The organism is Dorea sp. AF36-15AT (assembly GCF_003477705.1).
Taxonomy (GTDB): domain Bacteria; phylum Bacillota; class Clostridia; order Lachnospirales; family Lachnospiraceae; genus Claveliimonas; species Claveliimonas ammoniilytica.
Genome location: NZ_QUDV01000003.1, coordinates 277,866 through 296,539 on the forward strand (window position 1 = coordinate 277,866; position 18,674 = coordinate 296,539).

An 18,674-nucleotide genomic window follows, 5' to 3' on the forward strand; every position below is an offset into this window, starting at 1 on the left:
GATTATGAGTATAAGAATAGACGATTTAACAGTAACATTTAAAAATGGAGTGACAGCGGTAGATCATGTGGATCTGGAAATCCCACATGGGATATTTGGTCTGTTAGGTGAAAATGGTGCAGGAAAAACAACGTTGATGCGGGTGCTTACAACGGTGCTTGCACCCACAAGTGGAAAAGTTCTGTTAGATGGTACGCTATATTGCGAAGCAAATTACGAAAAGATACAGAAAAAGATTGGGTATCTGCCACAGGAAATTGATCTGTATCCGTCTTTGACTGTTCGAGAATGTCTGGAGTATATGGGAGATCTGGCTGGAATTGAGAAAAGAGAAAGCAAGAAAAGGATTGATTACTATCTGGAGAAGACCAGTCTTGCAGACCATCAGAAAAAGAAAATGCGGCAGCTTTCAGGTGGAATGAAGCGAAGAGTTGGATTAGTGCAGGCATTACTCCATGAGCCGGATTTTTTAATTGTGGATGAACCAACAACAGGGCTCGATCCGGAGGAACGCATCCGTATCCGTAATTTACTGGTAGATTTTGCAGAAGAACGCACCGTATTATTTTCAACGCATGTGGTGGAGGATCTGATGGCAACCTGTAATCAGCTTGCGGTTATGAAAAAAGGTAGATTCCTTTATACAGGAACAATGAGGGAATTATTGAATAAGGCAAGAGGGCATGTATGGGAATGCTGTACAGAGGACGAAAGCCTTGCAAGAGAATTAGAAAGAAAATATCATATTTCCAGTAAGCAGTATACGGAGGAAGGAATTAGATTAAGACTGTTAGGGGAGAATATGCCGTCAGAAAGTGGATGTATAGCTTGTGACGTAACTTTGGAAGATGCATATATCTATGTAACCAATCGATAAACATTGTTAATGAGGAGTGAAAGCTAAATGCTAAGAAAAGCAGGTGATGTTATGGGAAAGTGATGATTCTTACCATTTCTGATTCCGAAGAGGGAATCCTGAATAAAATTAAATCAGTTCTAGCCTGCGAAAGTACGTTAGAAGTTATGGAGATTACAAATTCTGAAAAGTTGACATTCCAAGGTTTGGAAATAGACCAGCTTCAGCGGAGCGTAATCAAAGATGGTAAGGTTGTGGAACTTACCAGACATGAATATGACCTGCTTTTTTATCTGGCCTTATCCCCCAATCGGGTATTTACAAAAGAACAGATTTACCAGCATATTTATGAGGATGTGGAGTCAGAAGTGGATAACCGTGTCTATGGGTTAGTCAAGAATCTGAGAAAGAAAATAGAAGAAAATCCGGAAGAACCGCACTACATAGAAACGATACGTGGTGTAGGCTACCGTTTTCGGGCATAAAAAGAGCCGTCCGATTGGGCGGCTCGAAGTATTTAAACAGCAGTTTTCTTCACTGCCTGTTTATAGTTACCGGTAGCATCGTAATCTCCAGAGAGGAGCAGATTCTGGCGAAATTGCTCCAGTTTGATCTTGAAGCGTTTCCCATCCTCAACAGTCGTAAGCATGGTAAGAGCTTCTAGCATTCCCTGAATATATCCGGTTAGCAGGTAATATCTGCAGGGTTCTTCCGATGGTGAGATATTGGACAGGGTTTCTTCCAGATGTTCCTGACGTTCCCTGAGCCATGCATCCCAGACATCCAGTTCCAAATCAGTCATGGTGTTCCTCCTTTAAATCTGATGATAATCGTCTTTGGTGTGGAGGGGAGAAGTTTCATGCACAAGCATTTTTCTGCTCCAGATCCAAATATGGATTTGTAAATTCAAAAATAATAAGTTCATCCGCATCGAACATGAGCTCCAACTCTTTTAGTGTAGCTGCTGGATATCCGCAATCTCTGAATCGTTCTAATACGTCTGTTTCCGTTTCAAATGGTTCACCGTCTTCCAGCTTTTCTCCGATTATTAAGCCACATGGAGTCAATAGGCTTTCTTCATATAAGCGGACACAATATCGGTCAGGGAAAAATAGGTGTGCTTCATCCGTGTTATAATAAATTCGTTCTCCAGGTTCTATGCTTTGCATCACAAAGGGAACATGATATGCAGCGGCTATCGCCTGATATGCTTCATAAAGTGGAGTCCATGCTGTCTCTAAAGAAAGTAGAATATACGTATCATTCCATTCCATGTAGCTGACATTTCCACGAAGAGATATTCCGGTGGAATCTATTTTCTTGTGGGAAAATAAATTGCCAATCCAGCATAAATCAGGATTCTGGTTCAGAATGATGTAGGTTTCCAGGTCCTCCCACAAGTCATATAGTCCTTCCGGATTTCCTTCTGTATAAAAGATCACATCATCACAGCAGATATTTGCCATTACACATCCACCTCCGTTCCAAAAGTTTCACCCATATTCTGGTTGGAAACCGTAAGGTTTACAGGGGATAAGGTGCCAGAGGCAAGCCATTGTTCGATTGCATCAATTACCTGCTCCAGCGTGTCGTTATAAGCCACATTGCAGTCTTCCAGTCGGAGAAACTGCAGGTATGCTTCATGAAGAAGGCTTGGATCATCACGCAGCGTTTCATATGGAAGGTTGCAGAGTCCGATTCTTTCCTCCAGACGTTCCATGGAGCGGCGGATGAAGTCGCAGGAAATAAATTGTTCCCGGTAGATGTTATAAGCAGCTTCAAGCTGGTCATAGGTCAAAATAAATGAGACTTTCTCGCAAGGATTAGATGGTTGTTCTTTCATGGTAAATTCCTCCATTCATACTATGATTGGCTGGTGGTACGGATTCTCTTTGTTCGGGAGTAAGATGTACCAGTAGTTTCCAGCGCAGGTCGATTTCTCGGTGAATCCAGGTATCATTTTCATAAACTTCATGTGTCAAAAAATTGTAAATTGTCGGTTCTTTTTCTATATCATCCAGATCTGCGACCAGACAAGTTGCCTGATTCACATAGGGCCAGAGTGCCTGTTCGACCATATGGCGTAGTTCCAGTATCAGAGGATATATCTGTCCTACATCATAGGTTTTGGACATGCAGGAGCTGATTTTCTTCAGCATCCCGGAAGTTTGTATCATCTGGTTGATGACGGTACATTGTTCCTCCACATCTGCATCCGGATTCAGGACCAGCCGGTGGAGCAGCACAGATTTTGCATAGGCAGAAGCGGTCAGGTTGATGTTTCTGACCAGTTCTTCATACGGCTGCTTATACTGTGTCTTCAGCACTTCCAGAGGCACATGTTCCCGGTTCTTCTTTAAGGTGGAGAGGAGCCCCGAAAGGCAGCTCTCCAGTTCTTCCATTCTTGTCAAGCACACATCGCCTCCAGCTCCATCGGAACACGGGTGTAGCTGAGACGGTAAATACTGTTGCAGGTCTCAAATACCACACCGTTTTCGGATACTTCCAGAATACTCTGCACCGGACTGGTAGCAAAGGTCTGGTTATAACTATAGATCCACGCCCGTTCTCCCAGATGGAGGGGCAGGGACAGGATTCCGGTGAGGACATATTCTTTCTTTTGGGTGGTGTGTAAGGTTATATTTGTATTCTTCATTGATTTCACGCTCCTTTCCTTACTTAATTTTGTTTGCAATTACGGCAGCGACCAGTTTAGCGCATCCCAATTCCATCTCGGATAAATGCTGTCCGGTTCTGGAACAGAGAAGAAGTGCCAGCGGCTCTCTGTCTTCCCTTAAAATCGGGAAAAAAGCACAAACCGGTTGACGGGTGTTGGATACCGGGTAGACAGGGCAGTTCTCAGCAGAGATCAGTTCCTGGCCGTCCGCAACCAATTCGGCGAGTTCTTCTGTAACGGGAGTGCCTTCCGGAAGATAGATGCCCGCAGATACGAGTATGTGAGCCTCACTGCAAATTGCGATACCACAGTGGATGACACTGTAGAGGACGGAAAGATAGGAAGCCATTTCCTCTTTTCCGTTTAAGTGGGTAGGGCATTTGCGTAAAAGCAGCTCCATTCCCACATTTTCCAGTTCCAGTGCATCTCCGTCTGAGAGCTTCATTTGTTTCCGGATTTCTGCAGGGATGACGATACGCCCCTGAGAGTCCATGGTCCGGATGAGTGCAATATTCATAACTAAAGTCTCCTTTCTTAAAAAGAGGAGAAGCAGTAAAGTACCGCTTCTCTTCTGAAAATTTAGGCAGCGTAAGGCGGAGCCTGTGCTGTCTGTTGCATTTGACTGTTCTGCTGGTCTGCCAGCATCCGTTTTCCGTTATTGATCAGTGATGCAGCAATCACCGTTTCCCAGTTGGAAATATAGGAATCCGTCCGCTTCAGAAGCGTGAACAGATCCATGTCGGTAAGCTGGATGGCTGTCGTCTTTTCGGACTGGAAGCTGCGTGGCTGCATGTAGGAACCACCGTTCTTATTCTGTGCTTTGATGCCTTTCCCATTTACAATCTGGATTTTCCATGGGCTTTTCATAGGCTGCCCTTTGGAATCATAGGGATGTCTGGAGATATAAAACATCTGGGCTGTGGAATAACCGTTCTGATCGGGATTGCCGTAGATCTTGCTCTGGCTCCATTCAAATTCCTGAAAACCGGAAGTGATCCGGGTTAAGAGGAACTGGATCTGTTCCGGTGCCAGGTTGAAACGGGTGATGATATTCCGGTCTCCGGTACCGTTGGAATAATCCTGAATGGTGATGCAGATTAAAGAATGTACTTTATGCCCGTTTTCCTGATATTCCCCTTTGGCATGTAGCTGTGCATAGTTGCCGAGTGGTGCGTAGCGGAGCCGGTCATAAAAGGCAATGAGTGCCCGGTCATTCTGGATCTTGCAGATCTGGTCGGTAATCCGGTTTTGATAAGTTTCATTCATGAGTATTCACCTTCCTTTATTTGAGATGCTGTTTGACAAGCTGTGCCATATTCTTTGGAAGCTCTTCCAGTTTCGTGATATCCAGGAATCCGTCCTTGTAAATCCTGCGGATATTTTCCTTATCGTCACCAATGGCAGCCGCAAACAGGATGACATCCCGTTTTTCGTATTCTTTCTTGATGCCCCGCAGATCTGCCTCTGCTTCCGTTCCGCTGTAGCCGTAATCGGCTGGCTGACCGTCAGAAATCAGGATCAGCAGCTTCTGAAGCTCCGGGCGTGTGCACAAATGCTCTGCTACGAAGCGGAGAGCTGCGCCGTCCCGGTTCCCGTTGCGGTCGCACATATCCATCAGCCGGTAACAGTCCTCATTGTCCACAGAATCAAATTCTGCATAGGAGTAAAGAGCAACGCCGCCTGCATCCGTGGAATGCCCGTAAATGGTGATAGGGATACCGAGGCTTTTACAGAAATCATAAAGGACAATGGCAGTCTTTCTTGCATGTGTCATCCGGTCACCCCAACCCATCGAACCACTCTCGTCAATCAGGAGGGCAACAGCCAGACGTTTTTCCTCTCCTGGAAGTCTGGTTCTGGTAAAGATGGTTCCGTCTGTCTTATAGAGAGCATGGGAGTCCAGACGTTTTCCAAACAGGAGATTCTTCTGCTTTCCGCCTTGCTGTTCTTCTTTCAAAAGCGGCAGGATGGTGCTTTGCAGCTTTTTGGAAGCCCGCAGGAGCGGGGTAGCAACTGTCTGGTATTCATTCTTCAGGTAATCGGAAACACTGGTCAGGCGATGGATGGTAACATGGATGCCTGCATGGGCATTGCCGTAATGAATATCATTGGCTGTTTTCTGCAGTTCCTCGGTCAGTTCCGTCTGACAGTCTTCCTGCACCTTTTCTGCAGCCACATCGTTCAAGATCCGGAACAGATCCTCTGCAGCATGCTCATAGCCGCTGCCCTGATACTGACTGACATAAGTGACGCCGGGGTTGTTTTCATCCAGAATGGTATTGGTCTTTGTAAGAGCGATGCGCCCGCCTTCTTCCGAAAGCACCTGTTTGGCTTCCTCTATAGCATCCTCTTTGGTACGTGGACCGGAAGGAGCATTGCCCTCATCATTCCCGCTTCCTTTTGGGGAAGCTGGTTTGATATTCTTTGGAATGGCACCGCTTTTTCCGGTCGGAAGAGGAGCGCCGCTGCTGACTTCATCCCCTAGAAGATCTTCCAGAGCATCGGCAGCGGAATCCTCGCCATGCATTTCCAATTCCTCCCGTGTTTTTTCGATGAGCGGCTGGATATAGTTCCAGGTCAGGGCTAAGAGCGCATTGGAAACCAGCATCCGGTCAGTGCCTTTTTCCGATTCCATTGCCGTATCCAGAAGATCGGTACAATCGGAAATGGTATCCAGATAATCCCCCTGATAGCCGGTGGGATTGTTGATGTTTCCGGTCCGGCAATAGGAAAGGATCAGGTTGGCAATGATGGAAAATGGCTGGTATTCTTTGTCAATTTGTTCCTGTATGGAAGGAATCTGTTCGGACATACGCAGGTTATTGAGTTCAATCCCCTGTCGGAAGGTGCCGTGGAATTCCTCACACATACGGTCTTCAATATGGATGTCTTCCAGAATGTTTTGAAAAGTTGCGGCGCATCGTGCCAGTGTCAGGCATCCGGCTTTGTCCTTTTCTTCTAACACTTCTTTGATCTCCTCCAGTGCTGTCTGATAAGCTGGAAGGGATAGCTCCGGCTCCTTCGGATAGAAGGAACCGTTTTCCAGACTCCTCAGATGAACAGCGTGGGCTGTGAAATCAGAATAGAGTAAGTGCCCCACTTCATGCCCGGTGAGCCCTGTCAGGCTCTGGGAACGTAAGAAACGGGTGGGGAAAGACTGGGTGATCGGGTTCGCTGCGTTGAGATGTACCTTATAATTGTCGGTATATGCAACGCCTGCCTGTTCGGAAATGTCCCAGTCCAGCAGTACCTGCAGTCCATACCGGTAACGTCCGGTAACGGCTCTGGCAAGGGAGGTCTGGTACTTCTGATAGGCAGCGGAGAGGAATAACTCCTCATCCGCAATGGAATCCTCTTTTGCCCGGATTAGTTTCTTTAAATTTCTTTGGCTGTGATTCACGTGATATTCTTCCTTTCTTTTCTTAGATTTTTTGTCAGCAGTTCCTCCATCGTGCAGCCGTAATACACAGCAAGGCGAAGGACGGCATAAGCCATCGGGGAGGAGTTTGCATTTTCATAATTCATAATGGTTTTCGGGGGAAGATTTAAGATTCTGGCAACTGCCTTTTGTGATAACTTCGGTGTTTTGGCTTGCCGGAGATAAGACAGATTATCTGCCAGATGCTTTCGGATCTGGGCTTCTGTGAGTGCTGCTTTTCTCATAGGCGTGTCCTACGCAGCAAGCACAGTATCCAGACAGCTTTCTTCCACTTCCGTACGGTTCTCAGCATCGGCAGAGGCAGAGGCAAGCACCGTGTAACGGGCCGCTTCCCGGATATCCCCGCAGACCATGTAGGACTGCACCCAGGAAATCAGCTCCCTCATGCCACAGCAGCCATCTGTAATGAGATTTTCCCGGCAGTAGACAGCCATGGATTTGACAATGCGTGTCATCAGACGTACCGTTTTTGCATCCTTGCATCCGGTAACAGCCATGGCACGTTCTACCTGTGTATCCTCATCCGGTTCATCCAGATCAATCACAAGGTTCATTCGGGAAATGACAGACTGGTTCATCTGTTTACAGCCTGCATAGTCATTGTTTGTGGTGATTACGATGGTCGTATCCGGATGACGGTGGATGGTTTCTCCGTTTGGAAGATATACGCTGTTACAGCGGTCTAAAAGGGAGTTAAGTCCAACCAGTACACCGGGATTAGCAATGACCGTAGGCTCCTGTATCTCAAGAATATACCCATAGCGGATGGCTTCGACTAGAGGCGTATCCACATACTGGAAGTTCTGTCCGGAGGTGTGTTCCTTATAATAGCTGTGCATTTCATCAAAAATCGTATCGATCAGCTTCTGGTAGGTGTCCTCGGCAGAAATTTCTTCATCATAGTTTCCGGTCAGCTTCTGATAGGCACCGGAGGGATCTAACTGGATTTCCTGAAAAGACGGGTACTGCCGCTGAAGCCGGGTGCGTTTTCCGTCCACATCCGGAAGAATCTGACCTAAAAGGTCGAATACCTCTGTATTTGCGGAACAGGTAATGCAGCGGTAAGGAAGGTGAAGTGCGGAAGCAATGGCTTTGGCTCCTTCGGTCTTTCCGGTACCTGCCGGTCCCCGTAAAAGAAAATTCCGCATCGGCTGTGTGGTATCCGTTGTCAGTTTTGCGTGTTCGCAGATCCGTTTGATTTCCGGAGGGATGATGTACCACTCTGCCAATGTCGGAACAGATACCTCCTCTTCCGGAGACAGCCTTCGGGATGCGGTCAGGATAAATTTCCCAACAAAATCATCTCTGGAAATGGCTGCCTGTGCTTTCTTAAATCCACTTCCTGGACGTAACACCTGAAAGTCTCCATGGAGCACTTCGGTTGGTGCATAGACCCCCTTCTGGATATTTAACGGTTTGATCAGCGACAATACGCCGTTTGCCGGAAGGTCAATCTTAACACCACCGGTCGGGAGACCTGATGCATAGCGGGTTCTCCGGTAAATGTTGTCGCAGAGAACGGCTGCTGTTTCCGCAGCGGCGTCCAGATCGGGATAACCGTTGTCCCGGTGCGCTTTTAATTCCTGATACTTTTCATTACACTCTTCATCTGCCAGAAAAACCGGCATCAGTGCGAACAGCAGAGCCGCACCGGACTGTTTGGAGTCTTTAAATTCGTATTTTTCCGGTGTGCTTTCCACATCCGGCGGAGGAGTATAGCAGCCTCCGTAAAACTTTCCGTTTAGCTGGTTGTAGACAACCACCTGAAGATCACCGGTTTTGCTCGGATATTCCGCCACAACAAAATTGTTGGATTGGGTACCGACCGCCCCAAGCTTTTCCGGCGGGGTACTGCCAACCGGGTTTTCCAGCTCCAGATAAGCAAGGACTGCCCGCAGGGTAGCTGCATGAAGCGTGGATTTTTTCCGTGGCTGAGTACAGTATTTGGATGCAATGTCATCAAAGATTGCATGGTCCGTATAATCCTCAAATGGTTCCGGGAGTTTGCGTTTGAACCCCCAGGTTGCTACGATGTTATTTGCCATGATTCGTTCCTCCTTCTTATGAGATCCAGGACAGTTCCAGTGCCTGCTCGGTCTCTTCTGTGGTCAATTCATCTTCAGTAAAAATCTCCGTCAATTCGCCCCAGTAATCTTTGGGCGGGAAATGTTCCAGCTTTCCCCGGACTTCCGGTTCAGTGCCGTTCAGAATATAGACATCTCCCTGCTCGTTGATAAACAGCTTTTCATAGCCCCTTGCCTGTAAGTCACCGACCAATTCCATCAGTAGCGGTTTCCCAATCAGGGAATACCATGATTTGGGATTAACGGCTGGTCTGGAATCCGGATTTCCTTCTGACGGTTCCTTTTTATGTAAGGATTCAATGGTCATCATCTGAAGCGTCAGACTGCCACGGGCATCCATGAGAATTTCCGCAAAATTATAACTTCCGGTATTCCGTGTGCGAATCCGTAATGGTTCCCCATCCAGTATCTGGGAGAGCGGTGGTTCTTTCACAAAATCCCATGTGGCATCCGGGAAGGCTTCCTTGAGCTTTCCGGTAATCTGGAATTTGATCTGTCTCCAGAGAATGGTTTCCAGATCAGGTGTTCCTTCCAGATGACGAGTTCTTTCTGGGCGTTTTCGTAGCTTATGCTCCCTGTTTTTCAGGCGTTCCGTGAAAAGCGGGAGAAGATAACTGAACAGCGTGACTCCGATACCGATCAGGGCAATGCCTGCAATCAGAAGCCGGTTGGCATCCTGTGGTACGAAAAGTGCTGCAAGAAACAGTACAAGCACGACAAACTGTAAGAATTTTTTCGATTTGATTTTTTCATGAGCTGATTCCTTTCTGATTCATGATTCTTAGACAAGCCCGGAAGCTGGATGGGAAATCGCCGCTTCCGGATATGAAAAAGAGGAACTGCATCATCACAAAGATGATAAATGCAATTCCTCAACATAGGGTTCCTTGAGAGTTAATAGGGCAACTGGGATGCCATCTGTTCCGGCACATTTTGAAAGCCGTCAGTTGGCTGACTGCCCGGCATACCTCCGTAATTTGGCATTCCGGTATAACTGCCCTGCGGCGGGTAGCTGCTCTGTGGCTGACCGGTTCCGTTTGGCGGAGCCTGATACTGTCCGCCATTTGCAGGAGGCGTGTAGGCACCGTTAGCAGGAGCCATTCCCTGCTGTGGATAGCCGCCAGGCATTGCCTGATTCTGGTAGCTGCCATTGGGATTTCCCTGCATTGGGTAGCTGCCATTGCCGGCTGCACCGGACGTTGCCGCACCACCATTCGGCTGGCTGTTCTGGTTTGCACCCGGATGTCCGGTATTGCTGTCAGAACGGTTGGATGGTACAAAGTGCCAGTCCTTGACATTGATCCTCGGACCGGCATTTGCCTGCCCCGCATTCTTTCCTTTCTGATAAATGAACGGATGAAGCTCCAGATCACCATAGATCATCAGCCCGGTTCCTTTCTTTACGCCTGCTTTTGCTAAGCGTTCTGCAAGGAACTTGTTAAAATAGCACTGATAGTAAATGGTTTCTTCCTTTCCATCCTGGCCTCGCTGTGAAACTGCAATGTCCAGAGAAACATATTCCGTACCGGAATTTTTTCCTTGCTGCATCTCAGGATCTCTTGTGGCCCTCCCTAAAATTGTTAAAATTGCTGACATAAAAATTCTCCTTTCTGCCTCTTTGGGCGTTAAAATAGATTAAAATAAAAAAAGTGCCATTATAGCACCGTATAAAACGGCAGTATAATGACACGATTTTCCAAACTTAAACTGCATATGCTTCTGGATGAATGGTCCAGACTCCCATGACGGGACAGCACAAAAACTTAAATACAAGATTATATTAACACAAGATATAGCATATGTCAAAAGAATTAGAACTATATATAGCATATGTAGACGAGGTGGAAGGATAATATCAAAAGAATTTTGGACATAGTTATAAAAGTGCAATATAATATTGTTTAAATCGGAAAATGGAAGGATGAGAAAAATGGAGCAGAAAAACAGAATTCTGATTGTAGAAGACGATACGGATATCAATAATCTTTTATATACGGCATTACAGAAAGCAGGGTATGAGACGGTACAGGCTTTTTCCGGGACGGAAGCGAGGATGCTGTTCCAGATGGATAAGGCGGGCTTTTCTTTGATTCTATTGGATCTGATGCTTCCGGGAATTTCAGGAGAAGAGGTGCTTGCCCAGATTCGGAAACAGGGCAATACGCCGGTTATTGTCCTGACAGCCAAAGACGGATTGGATGAAAAAATCGGGCTTCTTACCAGTGGGGCAGATGATTACATTACAAAACCGTTTGAGATACAGGAGGTGCTTGCCCGGATTCAGGTTCAGCTCCGCCATATGCAGCAGGAGCCGGAACATAAAAGCGTGTCATATAAAAACCTGGAACTGGACCGTGAGCGCTTTGAAGTCCGGATTGCCGGAGTGCTGCTTCCCAAAATTACAAAGCAGGAATTTGCAATTCTGGAGCTTTTACTGGAGCATCCGAAACAGGTCTTCAGCAAAGAAGAGATTTTTGAATATGCGTGGGATGAACACTATATGGGAGAGACAAAGACACTGGATGTACATATCAGCAATATCCGGAAAAAGATAAAAGCAGTAACGCAGGAGGAATATATTGATACCGTATGGGGAATCGGCTACCGTCTGCATTCTTAATCTTTACTCTTTTTTTACTATTTATTTGCGTTTGATTAGGATTTATCCGATATGATAACAGCAGATAAGAAAAGGAGATGAAAGCATTGAGTGAATTGTTATTAAGTACAAATGGATTGACGAAGCAGTATGGTCATCATAAGGCAGTGGATAAAGTAAACCTTCACATAAAAAAGGGTGCTATCTATGGATTTATCGGACGGAACGGTGCGGGAAAGACGACTTGCCTGAAGATGATCAGTGGACTTGCAAGACCGACAGCCGGAGAGATTGAGATGTTCGGGTGTAAAGGAAAAGAACTGGAGAGGATTCGTTCTCGTGTGGGGTGTCTGATTGAAGCACCGGGGCTGTATGGCAACATGAATGCATATACAAACCTGAAAATAAAATGTGAATTGTTTGGTATTCGGAAAAAGGGATACATCGAAGATATCTTAGAGACGGTCGGACTGGAAGGTGTCGGAAAGAAAAAAACGAAACATTTTTCCCTTGGAATGAAGCAGCGTCTCGGAATCGGGCTGGCACTGGTCGGGGAGCCGGATCTCCTGGTCCTTGATGAACCGATCAATGGGCTTGATCCCCAGGGAATTGCAGAGGTGCGTGATACCATACAGAGACTGCGAGATGAACGGAATATGACGATTTTGATATCCAGTCATATTTTAGAGGAATTATCTAAGATTGCAACGGATTATGGAATTATCCATAATGGAAGTCTTCTGCAGGAGCTGACAAGCGAAGAACTGATGAAACGCTGCAGTGAACGGATTGAAATAGAGTTAATCCATCCGGAGCAGGCAGTCCCGATTCTGGACAGAATGGGATTTACCAACTATCAGGTTACAGATAAGAGCCATATCCATATATTTGAACGATTGAATGAAAGCGCCAATGTCAATATGGAACTGGCAAAAGCAGGAATTTTGGTCAATGGAATTTCCATTACCAGTGAAGAACTGGAAACCTATTTCTTGAATCTGACAGGAGGGAATCAAAATGCTTAATATGATAAAAATGGATCTGTACCGGATGGTCCGGACAAAAAGTATGTATGTGGTATGGATTGTGATGGCGGCAGCTATATTCTTCTCCACATCCATGTCGAAACTGGATATTGATACGATGAACAAGGAAGCGGAACAACAGCAGACAGAAAGCATTGCAGAAACAGTGAAACCAGAAACCATCAATATGGGAATGTCCGTATTCCTGCCGACACAGCCGGGAGAAAAAGTAACGGTCTTTGATCAGGTATATGCAAACCTGCAGGCGAAGTTTGTGGCGTTGTTTCTGGTGATTTTTACAGTGCTGTTTTCCAGTGCAGATATAGGAAGCGGTTATATTAAAAATATCGGCGGGCAGGTAAGGAGCCGGAGAAACCTGATCTTTTCCAAAGCTTCCGTGTTGTTTGTGTATACGACTGTTACCATGCTGCTTTATTTCATCATTCAGATTATTGCACAGCAGATGTACTTCGGATATCTGGAGTGGGGGAATGGAAGCGAGTTGCTGAGATACTTTGGTATTCAGATTTTGCTTCATTATGCACTGGTACTAATCAGTATGGCGATTGCGGTGGTTTTGAACAGCAACGTGTTCAGCATGACGATTGTTATCTGCCTGTGCATGAATACCATGATTGTCTTATACGGAGTGATCAATCATTTGATCCAGAAGGCAGGTGTGGAGAATTTCCAGATTTTGAAATATACAGTGACAGGAAAGATTGCACTTTTATCCATGTCACCGACCAATAAGGAATGCCTGACGGCAGTTGTGATTGCGGCGGCGTTCGGAATCGTGGTTACATTACTGACAGCATGGGTATTCAGAAAGAGAGATATCTAAATGATAAAACTAGGGTTCGTGCTATTGATAGCAGTGATACTGGTACAAGGAATGTTATTTTGGAAATACCAGCGGCAGGTGAAAGACATCTGCCGCCAGTTGTCGTTTCTGATGAAGCACGACAGCAACATGCTGATTACCAGAGAAATGGATTTTGGAGGCATTGGTGAGTTGGCAGATGTTTTAAACGAATGGCTGGAACTGAAGCGAAGGGAAAAGAAGGAATACTTGAAGAAAGAGGAGATGATTTCGGATACATATACAAATCTCTCACATGATATCCGTACTCCTTTGACATCCCTTGACGGATATTTTCAGTTAATGGAAACCTGTGAAGACCAGGAAGAGCAGAGACGGTATATGAAGATCATACAGGAGAGAATCGGCAGCCTGAAAGAAATGCTGGAAGAATTATTTACTTTTACAAAACTTAAAAACGATTCTTTTCATCTGGAAATGTCATCCTGCTGTATCAACAAGATTTTGAAAGATACCATATTTTCCTACTACGATGAATGGACGGGCAGAGGAATTGAACCGGAGATACAGATTACAGATAAACTGCTGTTTATGAACGGAAATGAACAGGGAATCCAGAGAATTTTTCAGAATATCATAAAAAACGGACTGGATCACGGGGAGAAGAAAATCAGTATTTCACTGGAAGAAGTTGAAAACAACATCCGGATACAGATAAAAAATCAAGTATGTCATGTGGAAAAAATAAATGTAGATCAGGTGTTTGAACGGTTTTATAAAGCGGATGAAGCACGCAGTAAGACTTCCAGCGGTCTCGGCTTATCAATTGCGAAAGAGCTGGTACTTCGTATGGATGGGAAAATCAGCGCCCGGATAGAAGGGAATGAGTTCTGTGTGGAGATTGTGTTTCCAAAATAAAAGGAAAAATTTATATTAAAGCAAGTGAAAATGGGGAATGACTTTATATAGGTTTCATGGTAGAATTACAGTAGAAAGAGAAGAGTCACTCAGTCATTTGTTGTATGAAAGGATGAGTATAATGTATAAAGTAGAACTTAAATTTGATACAAGCAAGCTCGCTCCGGAAACGGTAAATCAGATGTGTGAACAGGCAGATCAGATTTTTGAGCAGGAGGATTTAAGCTGTGCAGTCAAAGCCCTTGGAAGCAGGATTTATCTTGACCGGGGACGCAAGCAGGACTATGGAAGATTCTGGGCAGCAATCTTTCAGTTGAAAAACTCCGTAGGAATTGCAGAGAATTTGTTAGAGTGTTTCTGGTATAACGGAACAGAAAAGGAGAACCTGATTACAGACTTTATAAGGAACTAACAGATGGATAGCTTACAGAGGAAAGGCATCAATTTTGACCTGAATACACAAGCACTAAAGGAATATTATCCGAAAGGTGACTGGCATAATGCATATGCGGATGTAAGGGACTTTTTTGAAGCAAACGGATTTGAGCATATTCAGGGATCGGGATATCATTCGGTGGAAGCAATGTCAGAAGCAAAAGCCATGGCAGTTATTTATCAGATGACAAAAGAATTTCCATGGCTCAATTATTGTGTGAATGTGTGTACCATATCAGATGTACCGGAACTGTTTGATATCTCGCATGTATTTGCCAGAGAAGCGGAACGGTTGGAAAAGAAAAATGCATGATTTGACAAATTATTTCCAATATGTTATATTCATCTCAAGCAAAAAAGGGAGTAGCTGAACGCCTTGAAAGAGGTGGTTTTGTAACCGACAACCGGTATCGAGAGATACCCGTAGCAAATGAGATAGCAAGACTTTTATTGTGGCAGAGGTCATGATAGGAGTCTTTTTTTATTATGAAATATAGAAAATCTGCCGCAATAGTCTGCTAAAAAGAAAGAGAGGATAAACGATGAGTAACGAAATGATGAAACGGGAAATGCAGGAAGCAGTACAGGCAGGGGAGCGGGCGCTTCAGAGCCTTTACGCAGCAAGGGATAAGTTGGGAAGTGCGAGAAACTGGGGCATTTTTGATATGCTTGGAGGAGGCTTTATCAGTGACTTTGTGAAGCATTCTAAAATGAATGACGCAGCTGCGTTGATGGAACAGGCGAAAAGCGATATTCAGCGTTTTCAGAGAGAATTAAGAGATGTGCAGGTTTCCTTGGATCTGCGCATGGAAATCGGCAGCTTCCTTTCCTTTGCGGATTTCTTTCTGGACGGGCTGGTGGCAGATTATATGGTGCAGAGCAAGATTGCAGATGCAAGAGAACAGGTGGATGATGCCATCAACCGGATAGAAAAGATACTTGCTGATGTGAAAAATCGGATGAATGGGGAGGTGTAGCATATGGGATGCCTGGGAAATGTGTTGTGGTTTGTGTTTGGCGGCGCAGTCAGTGGGCTGAGCTGGTGTCTGGCAGGTTGTCTCTGGTGTATTACCGTTGTGGGGATTCCGGTGGGGATGCAGTGTTTTAAATTTGCGGCGCTTAGTTTTTTCCCCTTTGGAAAAGAGGTGCAGTATGGTGGCGGAGCTGGTTCGTTCCTTTTGAATATCATCTGGCTGATTGTATCCGGTCTGCCTCTTGCACTGGAGCATCTGGCGTTGGGTACAGCTTTATGTGTGACGATTATCGGAATCCCGTTTGGTTTACAGCAGTTTAAACTGGCGAAACTGGCATTGATGCCGTTTGGTGCGGAGGTGTATTAAGATGCGATTATTTGATAAAAGGACACCGCTTCAGAAGGAGTGGGAAAAGCTGGAAGTACAGGAGCAGAGATTCCTTCAGAAGCGTTCAGAGAAAAGGGAGAGCATTCTGAATCAGAAACTGGAGGAAAAGATACCGCCGAAACTTCAGAAAACATTGGATACCGCTTTTGCGAAGGCATTTGCTCTGATTTTCGAGAAAGGAACCGGGGTTATTGAAAAGACGTATCAGCGGACAAAACTGGAGCAGGATTATCAGGTGCGGCAGTATATGGCGGATGTAAAGCAGAATTCCAAATCCCTCCGCTCTTTTTCTAAAAAGGCAAGAGATACGGGAACAAAGAATTTACTGCTATCCGGTGTGTCTGGAATCGGGATGGGCGTATTGGGAATCGGTCTGCCGGATATTCCGGTATTTACAGGGATGATTTTAAAGAATATTTATGAGACTGCTCTGCAGTATGGATACAGCTATGAAAGCAGGGAAGAAAAATATTTTATCTTATTATTGATCCGGGGAGCAGTATCCTATGGGGATACACTTTGTGAGATTGACGGGAAAGTAAATGAATTTATCAGAAACGGAATACTGCCGGAAGAGTATCAGGATAAGGAGCAGATCGAACAAACGGCGGGAGCTTTGTCAAAAGAGCTTCTGTATATGAAGTTCTTACAGGGAATTCCGGTGGTTGGTGCTGTAGGCGGAGCTTATGATGCAGTCTACATGAAACGGATCACAGAGTATGCAGAGCTGAAATACCGGCACAGGTATCTGGCGGGGCGGAAAAAGGCAGAGAATGGACAATTATGTAAAAGGTGTAAAAGTTATAGAGATATATGATGCCGCAAATAAGGAATTGCTGGTAAAGTATGATGATAAGCATAATATAGACAAGGTTATTTCTGATTTAAATATAAAATCATGGAAAGAGACAGAAAAAAGCATAGGTATGAACCCTAAATATACCATAAAATTTTATTGCGATACTACGAACCAAGATGAAGAAAAAGATATAAAAGAAATTACCCTTTATGAAAATGGGGAATATGCTACGATTTTTATTACTTCTCCTGGCGGAGTAAAACAAAACTATAAAACGAGCATTGATATTTCTGAATTGGTTATCTAATAATATTTGTGTAATGAGAATGAAAATCTAATTCTTTCAAGTTTAACTAAGACATTCCCGGAGCAAATGCTCATGGCATTGAAGCGGATACAAACACTATTGTTTGATAGAAATAAGAGAGGTTATTTATAATAAAATGAGCCGCCAGAACTGTAGGGGTGATGCAGTACGGGCGGCTCATTTTCTATCTAAACGGATGTATCCGGAAGTTCCGGCAGTTGATCGGTGAGTTCTTCATATCCGAGAATATCTCCGGCACATGGCATCGATTGCCCTGTTCCCTGCTGTGGTTTCCGGAAGTACAGCCGATACCGATGTCCCTCTAGGAGTTTGATATTCTTTTCCAGTGAGAAGGCGTATTCCTTTCCGTTATCACTGGCAAACCAATATTGCTGGTTTTTCCCGAAGAGTGTCTGTTCCCGTTTCGTGCAGCTTACGTCCAGTGACAGATAAGCATGTGTATGGATCAGGTGGTAGAAACTGAGTGCACGCAAGATGCTGCAGATTCCGATGAGGAGGCTCATGAGGATAAAGAGCCGGTCATGGGTGGCGATCCCGAAGATGCACCCAAAAAGTACACAGAAAAAGCCGATTGCACTGATGGCAACCAGCTTTGTGAAAAATGGTTTTGGCATAAGGTTCCTTCCTTTAACATGTATGAAATGTGATTTGTTTATTCAGGTACAAATTAGCAATAGCCTGCATCACTGGATACTGGGTATGGTGAATCTGGACATCATCCACAAGTGTTTGGTAAGTTGTCTCCGGTTCTGTGTATAACTCATCCATAATATCCGATTCGTTGTGGATTACTTTTTCCTGCTCCATACTTGTGACAAGCTCAGCGGTCGTGAGGGATACCTTATCAGCCAGCTTCAGAATGGTATCTTCCATCGGTGAAGAGGGTTTCTTCTTTAAATATCTGCCAAACTCTTTTGCACCAATAGTTCCTTCCAGATAAAGCTGAACGCAGCCAAAGAGCCGGATGGGAAAGGTATCCTTCAAGGGAATAATGGTCAGACTGCCGAGAAGGCGATATAAGGCATCCACCCCTGTCAGTCCAATTCCGCTTACAACCAGACCGCGTAAGGAAAGTCGGTTCAGATAGTGTTGGAAGGATAAGCCTTTCGGACCTTCTTTCTGTATCTGGCGCAGGGTATAGGCATCCTGGAGTTCATGGAGCGTCAGAATCTGGAAGGCAAGACAGCTCCAGAGCAGCAGCTCGTCATCCGATAGTCCATATTCTTGTCCATCGTTGATTACAAGAGGAATGGATTTTCCGCCTGTCGTTTTTTGAAATTTTAAGGTTCCGACAGCAGTATAAAGTGTCAGCATAAAAGTTCCCTCCTTC

26 protein-coding genes are annotated in these 18,674 nt (G+C 45.1%); 12 read left to right on the top strand and 14 right to left on the bottom strand.

All coding sequences use genetic code 11. The features are described 5' to 3' along the window. Window positions 1-4: 4 nt before the first annotated feature. Together DWZ93_RS07210 and DWZ93_RS07215 are read left to right on the top strand one after the other, a co-directional pair. Entirely contained in the window at window positions 5-877 is an 873-nt protein-coding gene (locus tag DWZ93_RS07210; RefSeq protein WP_005333452.1) for an ABC transporter ATP-binding protein, read from the top strand. A gap of 62 nt (window positions 878-939) precedes the next feature. Next, complete coding sequence (locus DWZ93_RS07215; protein ID WP_005333454.1) at window positions 940-1,341, top strand: winged helix-turn-helix domain-containing protein; 402 nt, start codon at window positions 940-942, stop codon at window positions 1,339-1,341. A gap of 32 nt (window positions 1,342-1,373) precedes the next feature. On the opposite strand, the gene DWZ93_RS07220 is transcribed toward DWZ93_RS07215, so the two are convergent. From DWZ93_RS07220 to DWZ93_RS07275, 12 genes are all read right to left on the bottom strand, one after another. After that, complete coding sequence (locus tag DWZ93_RS07220; protein WP_005333456.1) at window positions 1,374-1,658, bottom strand: hypothetical protein; 285 nt, start codon at window positions 1,656-1,658, stop codon at window positions 1,374-1,376. A gap of 55 nt (window positions 1,659-1,713) precedes the next feature. Continuing rightward, window positions 1,714-2,322, bottom strand: coding sequence for a hypothetical protein (locus DWZ93_RS07225; protein WP_005333458.1), 609 nt, complete (start codon window positions 2,320-2,322; stop codon window positions 1,714-1,716). Further along, window positions 2,322-2,699 (bottom strand): hypothetical protein, encoded by a 378-nt coding sequence (locus tag DWZ93_RS07230; protein WP_005333460.1) that lies wholly within the window; start codon window positions 2,697-2,699, stop codon window positions 2,322-2,324. Before DWZ93_RS07230 ends, DWZ93_RS07225 begins: the two co-directional genes overlap by 1 nt. Continuing rightward, window positions 2,680-3,258 (bottom strand): hypothetical protein, encoded by a 579-nt coding sequence (locus DWZ93_RS07235; RefSeq protein ID WP_005333462.1) that lies wholly within the window; start codon window positions 3,256-3,258, stop codon window positions 2,680-2,682. The genes DWZ93_RS07230 and DWZ93_RS07235 overlap by 20 nt, the downstream gene beginning before the upstream one ends. A gap of 5 nt (window positions 3,259-3,263) precedes the next feature. After that, window positions 3,264-3,512 (bottom strand): hypothetical protein, encoded by a 249-nt coding sequence (locus tag DWZ93_RS07240; RefSeq protein ID WP_005333464.1) that lies wholly within the window; start codon window positions 3,510-3,512, stop codon window positions 3,264-3,266. A 19-nt stretch (window positions 3,513-3,531) separates the two neighbouring features. After that, entirely contained in the window at window positions 3,532-4,050 is a 519-nt protein-coding gene (locus DWZ93_RS07245) for an AbrB/MazE/SpoVT family DNA-binding domain-containing protein (protein WP_005333466.1), read from the bottom strand. A gap of 62 nt (window positions 4,051-4,112) precedes the next feature. Continuing rightward, complete coding sequence (locus DWZ93_RS07250) at window positions 4,113-4,799, bottom strand: hypothetical protein (RefSeq protein WP_005333468.1); 687 nt, start codon at window positions 4,797-4,799, stop codon at window positions 4,113-4,115. A 16-nt stretch (window positions 4,800-4,815) separates the two neighbouring features. Further along, entirely contained in the window at window positions 4,816-6,933 is a 2,118-nt protein-coding gene (locus DWZ93_RS07255) for a vWA domain-containing protein (RefSeq protein ID WP_118452427.1), read from the bottom strand. After that, window positions 6,930-7,196 (bottom strand): helix-turn-helix domain-containing protein, encoded by a 267-nt coding sequence (locus DWZ93_RS07260; RefSeq protein WP_005333471.1) that lies wholly within the window; start codon window positions 7,194-7,196, stop codon window positions 6,930-6,932. The genes DWZ93_RS07255 and DWZ93_RS07260 overlap by 4 nt, the downstream gene beginning before the upstream one ends. A 9-nt stretch (window positions 7,197-7,205) precedes the next feature. Next, window positions 7,206-9,017: an AAA family ATPase gene (locus DWZ93_RS07265; protein WP_005333473.1), complete on the bottom strand. Its 1,812-nt coding sequence runs from the start codon at window positions 9,015-9,017 to the stop codon at window positions 7,206-7,208. Between the two features lie 16 nt (window positions 9,018-9,033). Then, window positions 9,034-9,771, bottom strand: a complete 738-nt coding sequence (locus tag DWZ93_RS07270; protein ID WP_109215044.1) for a hypothetical protein — start codon at window positions 9,769-9,771, stop codon at window positions 9,034-9,036. A gap of 179 nt (window positions 9,772-9,950) precedes the next feature. Next, window positions 9,951-10,652: a single-stranded DNA-binding protein gene (locus tag DWZ93_RS07275; RefSeq protein ID WP_118452428.1), complete on the bottom strand. Its 702-nt coding sequence runs from the start codon at window positions 10,650-10,652 to the stop codon at window positions 9,951-9,953. Window positions 10,653-10,977: 325 nt separating this feature from the next. On the opposite strand from DWZ93_RS07275, the gene DWZ93_RS07285 reads away from it, so the two are divergent. The 10 genes from DWZ93_RS07285 to DWZ93_RS07330 all read left to right on the top strand — a co-directional run bounded on the left by DWZ93_RS07285 (window position 10,978) and on the right by DWZ93_RS07330 (window position 17,323). Next, complete coding sequence (locus DWZ93_RS07285) at window positions 10,978-11,676, top strand: response regulator transcription factor (RefSeq protein ID WP_005333481.1); 699 nt, start codon at window positions 10,978-10,980, stop codon at window positions 11,674-11,676. Window positions 11,677-11,753: 77 nt separating this feature from the next. Next, the gene (locus tag DWZ93_RS07290) at window positions 11,754-12,680 is read left to right on the top strand and encodes an ABC transporter ATP-binding protein (RefSeq protein WP_008373911.1); all 927 of its coding nucleotides are present in this window, start codon (window positions 11,754-11,756) and stop codon (window positions 12,678-12,680) included. After that, entirely contained in the window at window positions 12,673-13,524 is an 852-nt protein-coding gene (locus DWZ93_RS07295) for an ABC transporter permease (protein ID WP_008373910.1), read from the top strand. The genes DWZ93_RS07290 and DWZ93_RS07295 overlap by 8 nt, the downstream gene beginning before the upstream one ends. Next, window positions 13,525-14,421 carry a sensor histidine kinase gene (locus tag DWZ93_RS07300; RefSeq protein ID WP_005333486.1) on the top strand — a complete coding sequence of 299 codons (897 nt, stop codon included), beginning with the start codon at window positions 13,525-13,527 and terminating at the stop codon, window positions 14,419-14,421. A 121-nt stretch (window positions 14,422-14,542) separates the two neighbouring features. After that, the gene (locus tag DWZ93_RS07305) at window positions 14,543-14,833 is read left to right on the top strand and encodes a hypothetical protein (protein ID WP_022415108.1); all 291 of its coding nucleotides are present in this window, start codon (window positions 14,543-14,545) and stop codon (window positions 14,831-14,833) included. A gap of 3 nt (window positions 14,834-14,836) precedes the next feature. Beyond that, window positions 14,837-15,169, top strand: coding sequence for a hypothetical protein (locus DWZ93_RS07310; RefSeq protein WP_005333489.1), 333 nt, complete (start codon window positions 14,837-14,839; stop codon window positions 15,167-15,169). Between the two features lie 229 nt (window positions 15,170-15,398). Then, a complete protein-coding gene (locus tag DWZ93_RS07315) occupies window positions 15,399-15,833 on the top strand; it encodes a hypothetical protein (RefSeq protein ID WP_005333491.1) in 435 nt (144 codons plus the stop codon). A gap of 3 nt (window positions 15,834-15,836) precedes the next feature. After that, a complete protein-coding gene (locus DWZ93_RS07320) occupies window positions 15,837-16,196 on the top strand; it encodes a YccF domain-containing protein (RefSeq protein WP_005333494.1) in 360 nt (119 codons plus the stop codon). 1 nt (window position 16,197) lies between these two features. Then, window positions 16,198-17,034: an EcsC family protein gene (locus DWZ93_RS07325; protein WP_005333496.1), complete on the top strand. Its 837-nt coding sequence runs from the start codon at window positions 16,198-16,200 to the stop codon at window positions 17,032-17,034. Beyond that, window positions 16,991-17,323 (top strand): DUF5301 domain-containing protein, encoded by a 333-nt coding sequence (locus tag DWZ93_RS07330; RefSeq protein WP_118452429.1) that lies wholly within the window; start codon window positions 16,991-16,993, stop codon window positions 17,321-17,323. Before DWZ93_RS07325 ends, DWZ93_RS07330 begins: the two co-directional genes overlap by 44 nt. A gap of 188 nt (window positions 17,324-17,511) precedes the next feature. On the opposite strand, the gene DWZ93_RS07335 is transcribed toward DWZ93_RS07330, so the two are convergent. Further along, window positions 17,512-17,958: a hypothetical protein gene (locus DWZ93_RS07335; protein WP_005333500.1), complete on the bottom strand. Its 447-nt coding sequence runs from the start codon at window positions 17,956-17,958 to the stop codon at window positions 17,512-17,514. A gap of 13 nt (window positions 17,959-17,971) precedes the next feature. Then, a complete protein-coding gene (locus DWZ93_RS07340; protein ID WP_118452430.1) occupies window positions 17,972-18,658 on the bottom strand; it encodes a cell division protein in 687 nt (228 codons plus the stop codon). Window positions 18,659-18,674: the final 16 nt, after the last annotated feature.

Excerpts from the sequence above, each read along its gene's own strand:
- DWZ93_RS07210 (WP_005333452.1), top strand. The coding sequence starts at position 5 with ATGAGTATAAGAATAGACGATTTAACAGTAACATTTAAAAATGGAGTG.
- DWZ93_RS07215 (WP_005333454.1), top strand. The coding sequence starts at position 940 with ATGATTCTTACCATTTCTGATTCCGAAGAGGGAATCCTGAATAAAATT.
- DWZ93_RS07220 (WP_005333456.1), bottom strand. The coding sequence starts at position 1,658 with ATGACTGATTTGGAACTGGATGTCTGGGATGCATGGCTCAGGGAACGT.
- DWZ93_RS07225 (WP_005333458.1), bottom strand. The coding sequence starts at position 2,322 with ATGGCAAATATCTGCTGTGATGATGTGATCTTTTATACAGAAGGAAAT.
- DWZ93_RS07230 (WP_005333460.1), bottom strand. The coding sequence starts at position 2,699 with ATGAAAGAACAACCATCTAATCCTTGCGAGAAAGTCTCATTTATTTTG.
- DWZ93_RS07235 (WP_005333462.1), bottom strand. The coding sequence starts at position 3,258 with ATGGAAGAACTGGAGAGCTGCCTTTCGGGGCTCCTCTCCACCTTAAAG.
- DWZ93_RS07240 (WP_005333464.1), bottom strand. The coding sequence starts at position 3,512 with ATGAAGAATACAAATATAACCTTACACACCACCCAAAAGAAAGAATAT.
- DWZ93_RS07245 (WP_005333466.1), bottom strand. The coding sequence starts at position 4,050 with ATGAATATTGCACTCATCCGGACCATGGACTCTCAGGGGCGTATCGTC.
- DWZ93_RS07250 (WP_005333468.1), bottom strand. The coding sequence starts at position 4,799 with ATGAATGAAACTTATCAAAACCGGATTACCGACCAGATCTGCAAGATC.
- DWZ93_RS07260 (WP_005333471.1), bottom strand. The coding sequence starts at position 7,196 with ATGAGAAAAGCAGCACTCACAGAAGCCCAGATCCGAAAGCATCTGGCA.
- DWZ93_RS07265 (WP_005333473.1), bottom strand. The coding sequence starts at position 9,017 with ATGGCAAATAACATCGTAGCAACCTGGGGGTTCAAACGCAAACTCCCG.
- DWZ93_RS07275 (WP_118452428.1), bottom strand. The coding sequence starts at position 10,652 with ATGTCAGCAATTTTAACAATTTTAGGGAGGGCCACAAGAGATCCTGAG.
- DWZ93_RS07285 (WP_005333481.1), top strand. The coding sequence starts at position 10,978 with ATGAGAAAAATGGAGCAGAAAAACAGAATTCTGATTGTAGAAGACGAT.
- DWZ93_RS07290 (WP_008373911.1), top strand. The coding sequence starts at position 11,754 with ATGAAAGCATTGAGTGAATTGTTATTAAGTACAAATGGATTGACGAAG.
- DWZ93_RS07295 (WP_008373910.1), top strand. The coding sequence starts at position 12,673 with ATGCTTAATATGATAAAAATGGATCTGTACCGGATGGTCCGGACAAAA.
- DWZ93_RS07300 (WP_005333486.1), top strand. The coding sequence starts at position 13,525 with ATGATAAAACTAGGGTTCGTGCTATTGATAGCAGTGATACTGGTACAA.
- DWZ93_RS07305 (WP_022415108.1), top strand. The coding sequence starts at position 14,543 with ATGTATAAAGTAGAACTTAAATTTGATACAAGCAAGCTCGCTCCGGAA.
- DWZ93_RS07310 (WP_005333489.1), top strand. The coding sequence starts at position 14,837 with ATGGATAGCTTACAGAGGAAAGGCATCAATTTTGACCTGAATACACAA.
- DWZ93_RS07315 (WP_005333491.1), top strand. The coding sequence starts at position 15,399 with ATGAGTAACGAAATGATGAAACGGGAAATGCAGGAAGCAGTACAGGCA.
- DWZ93_RS07320 (WP_005333494.1), top strand. The coding sequence starts at position 15,837 with ATGGGATGCCTGGGAAATGTGTTGTGGTTTGTGTTTGGCGGCGCAGTC.
- DWZ93_RS07325 (WP_005333496.1), top strand. The coding sequence starts at position 16,198 with ATGCGATTATTTGATAAAAGGACACCGCTTCAGAAGGAGTGGGAAAAG.
- DWZ93_RS07330 (WP_118452429.1), top strand. The coding sequence starts at position 16,991 with ATGGACAATTATGTAAAAGGTGTAAAAGTTATAGAGATATATGATGCC.
- DWZ93_RS07335 (WP_005333500.1), bottom strand. The coding sequence starts at position 17,958 with ATGCCAAAACCATTTTTCACAAAGCTGGTTGCCATCAGTGCAATCGGC.
- DWZ93_RS07340 (WP_118452430.1), bottom strand. The coding sequence starts at position 18,658 with ATGCTGACACTTTATACTGCTGTCGGAACCTTAAAATTTCAAAAAACG.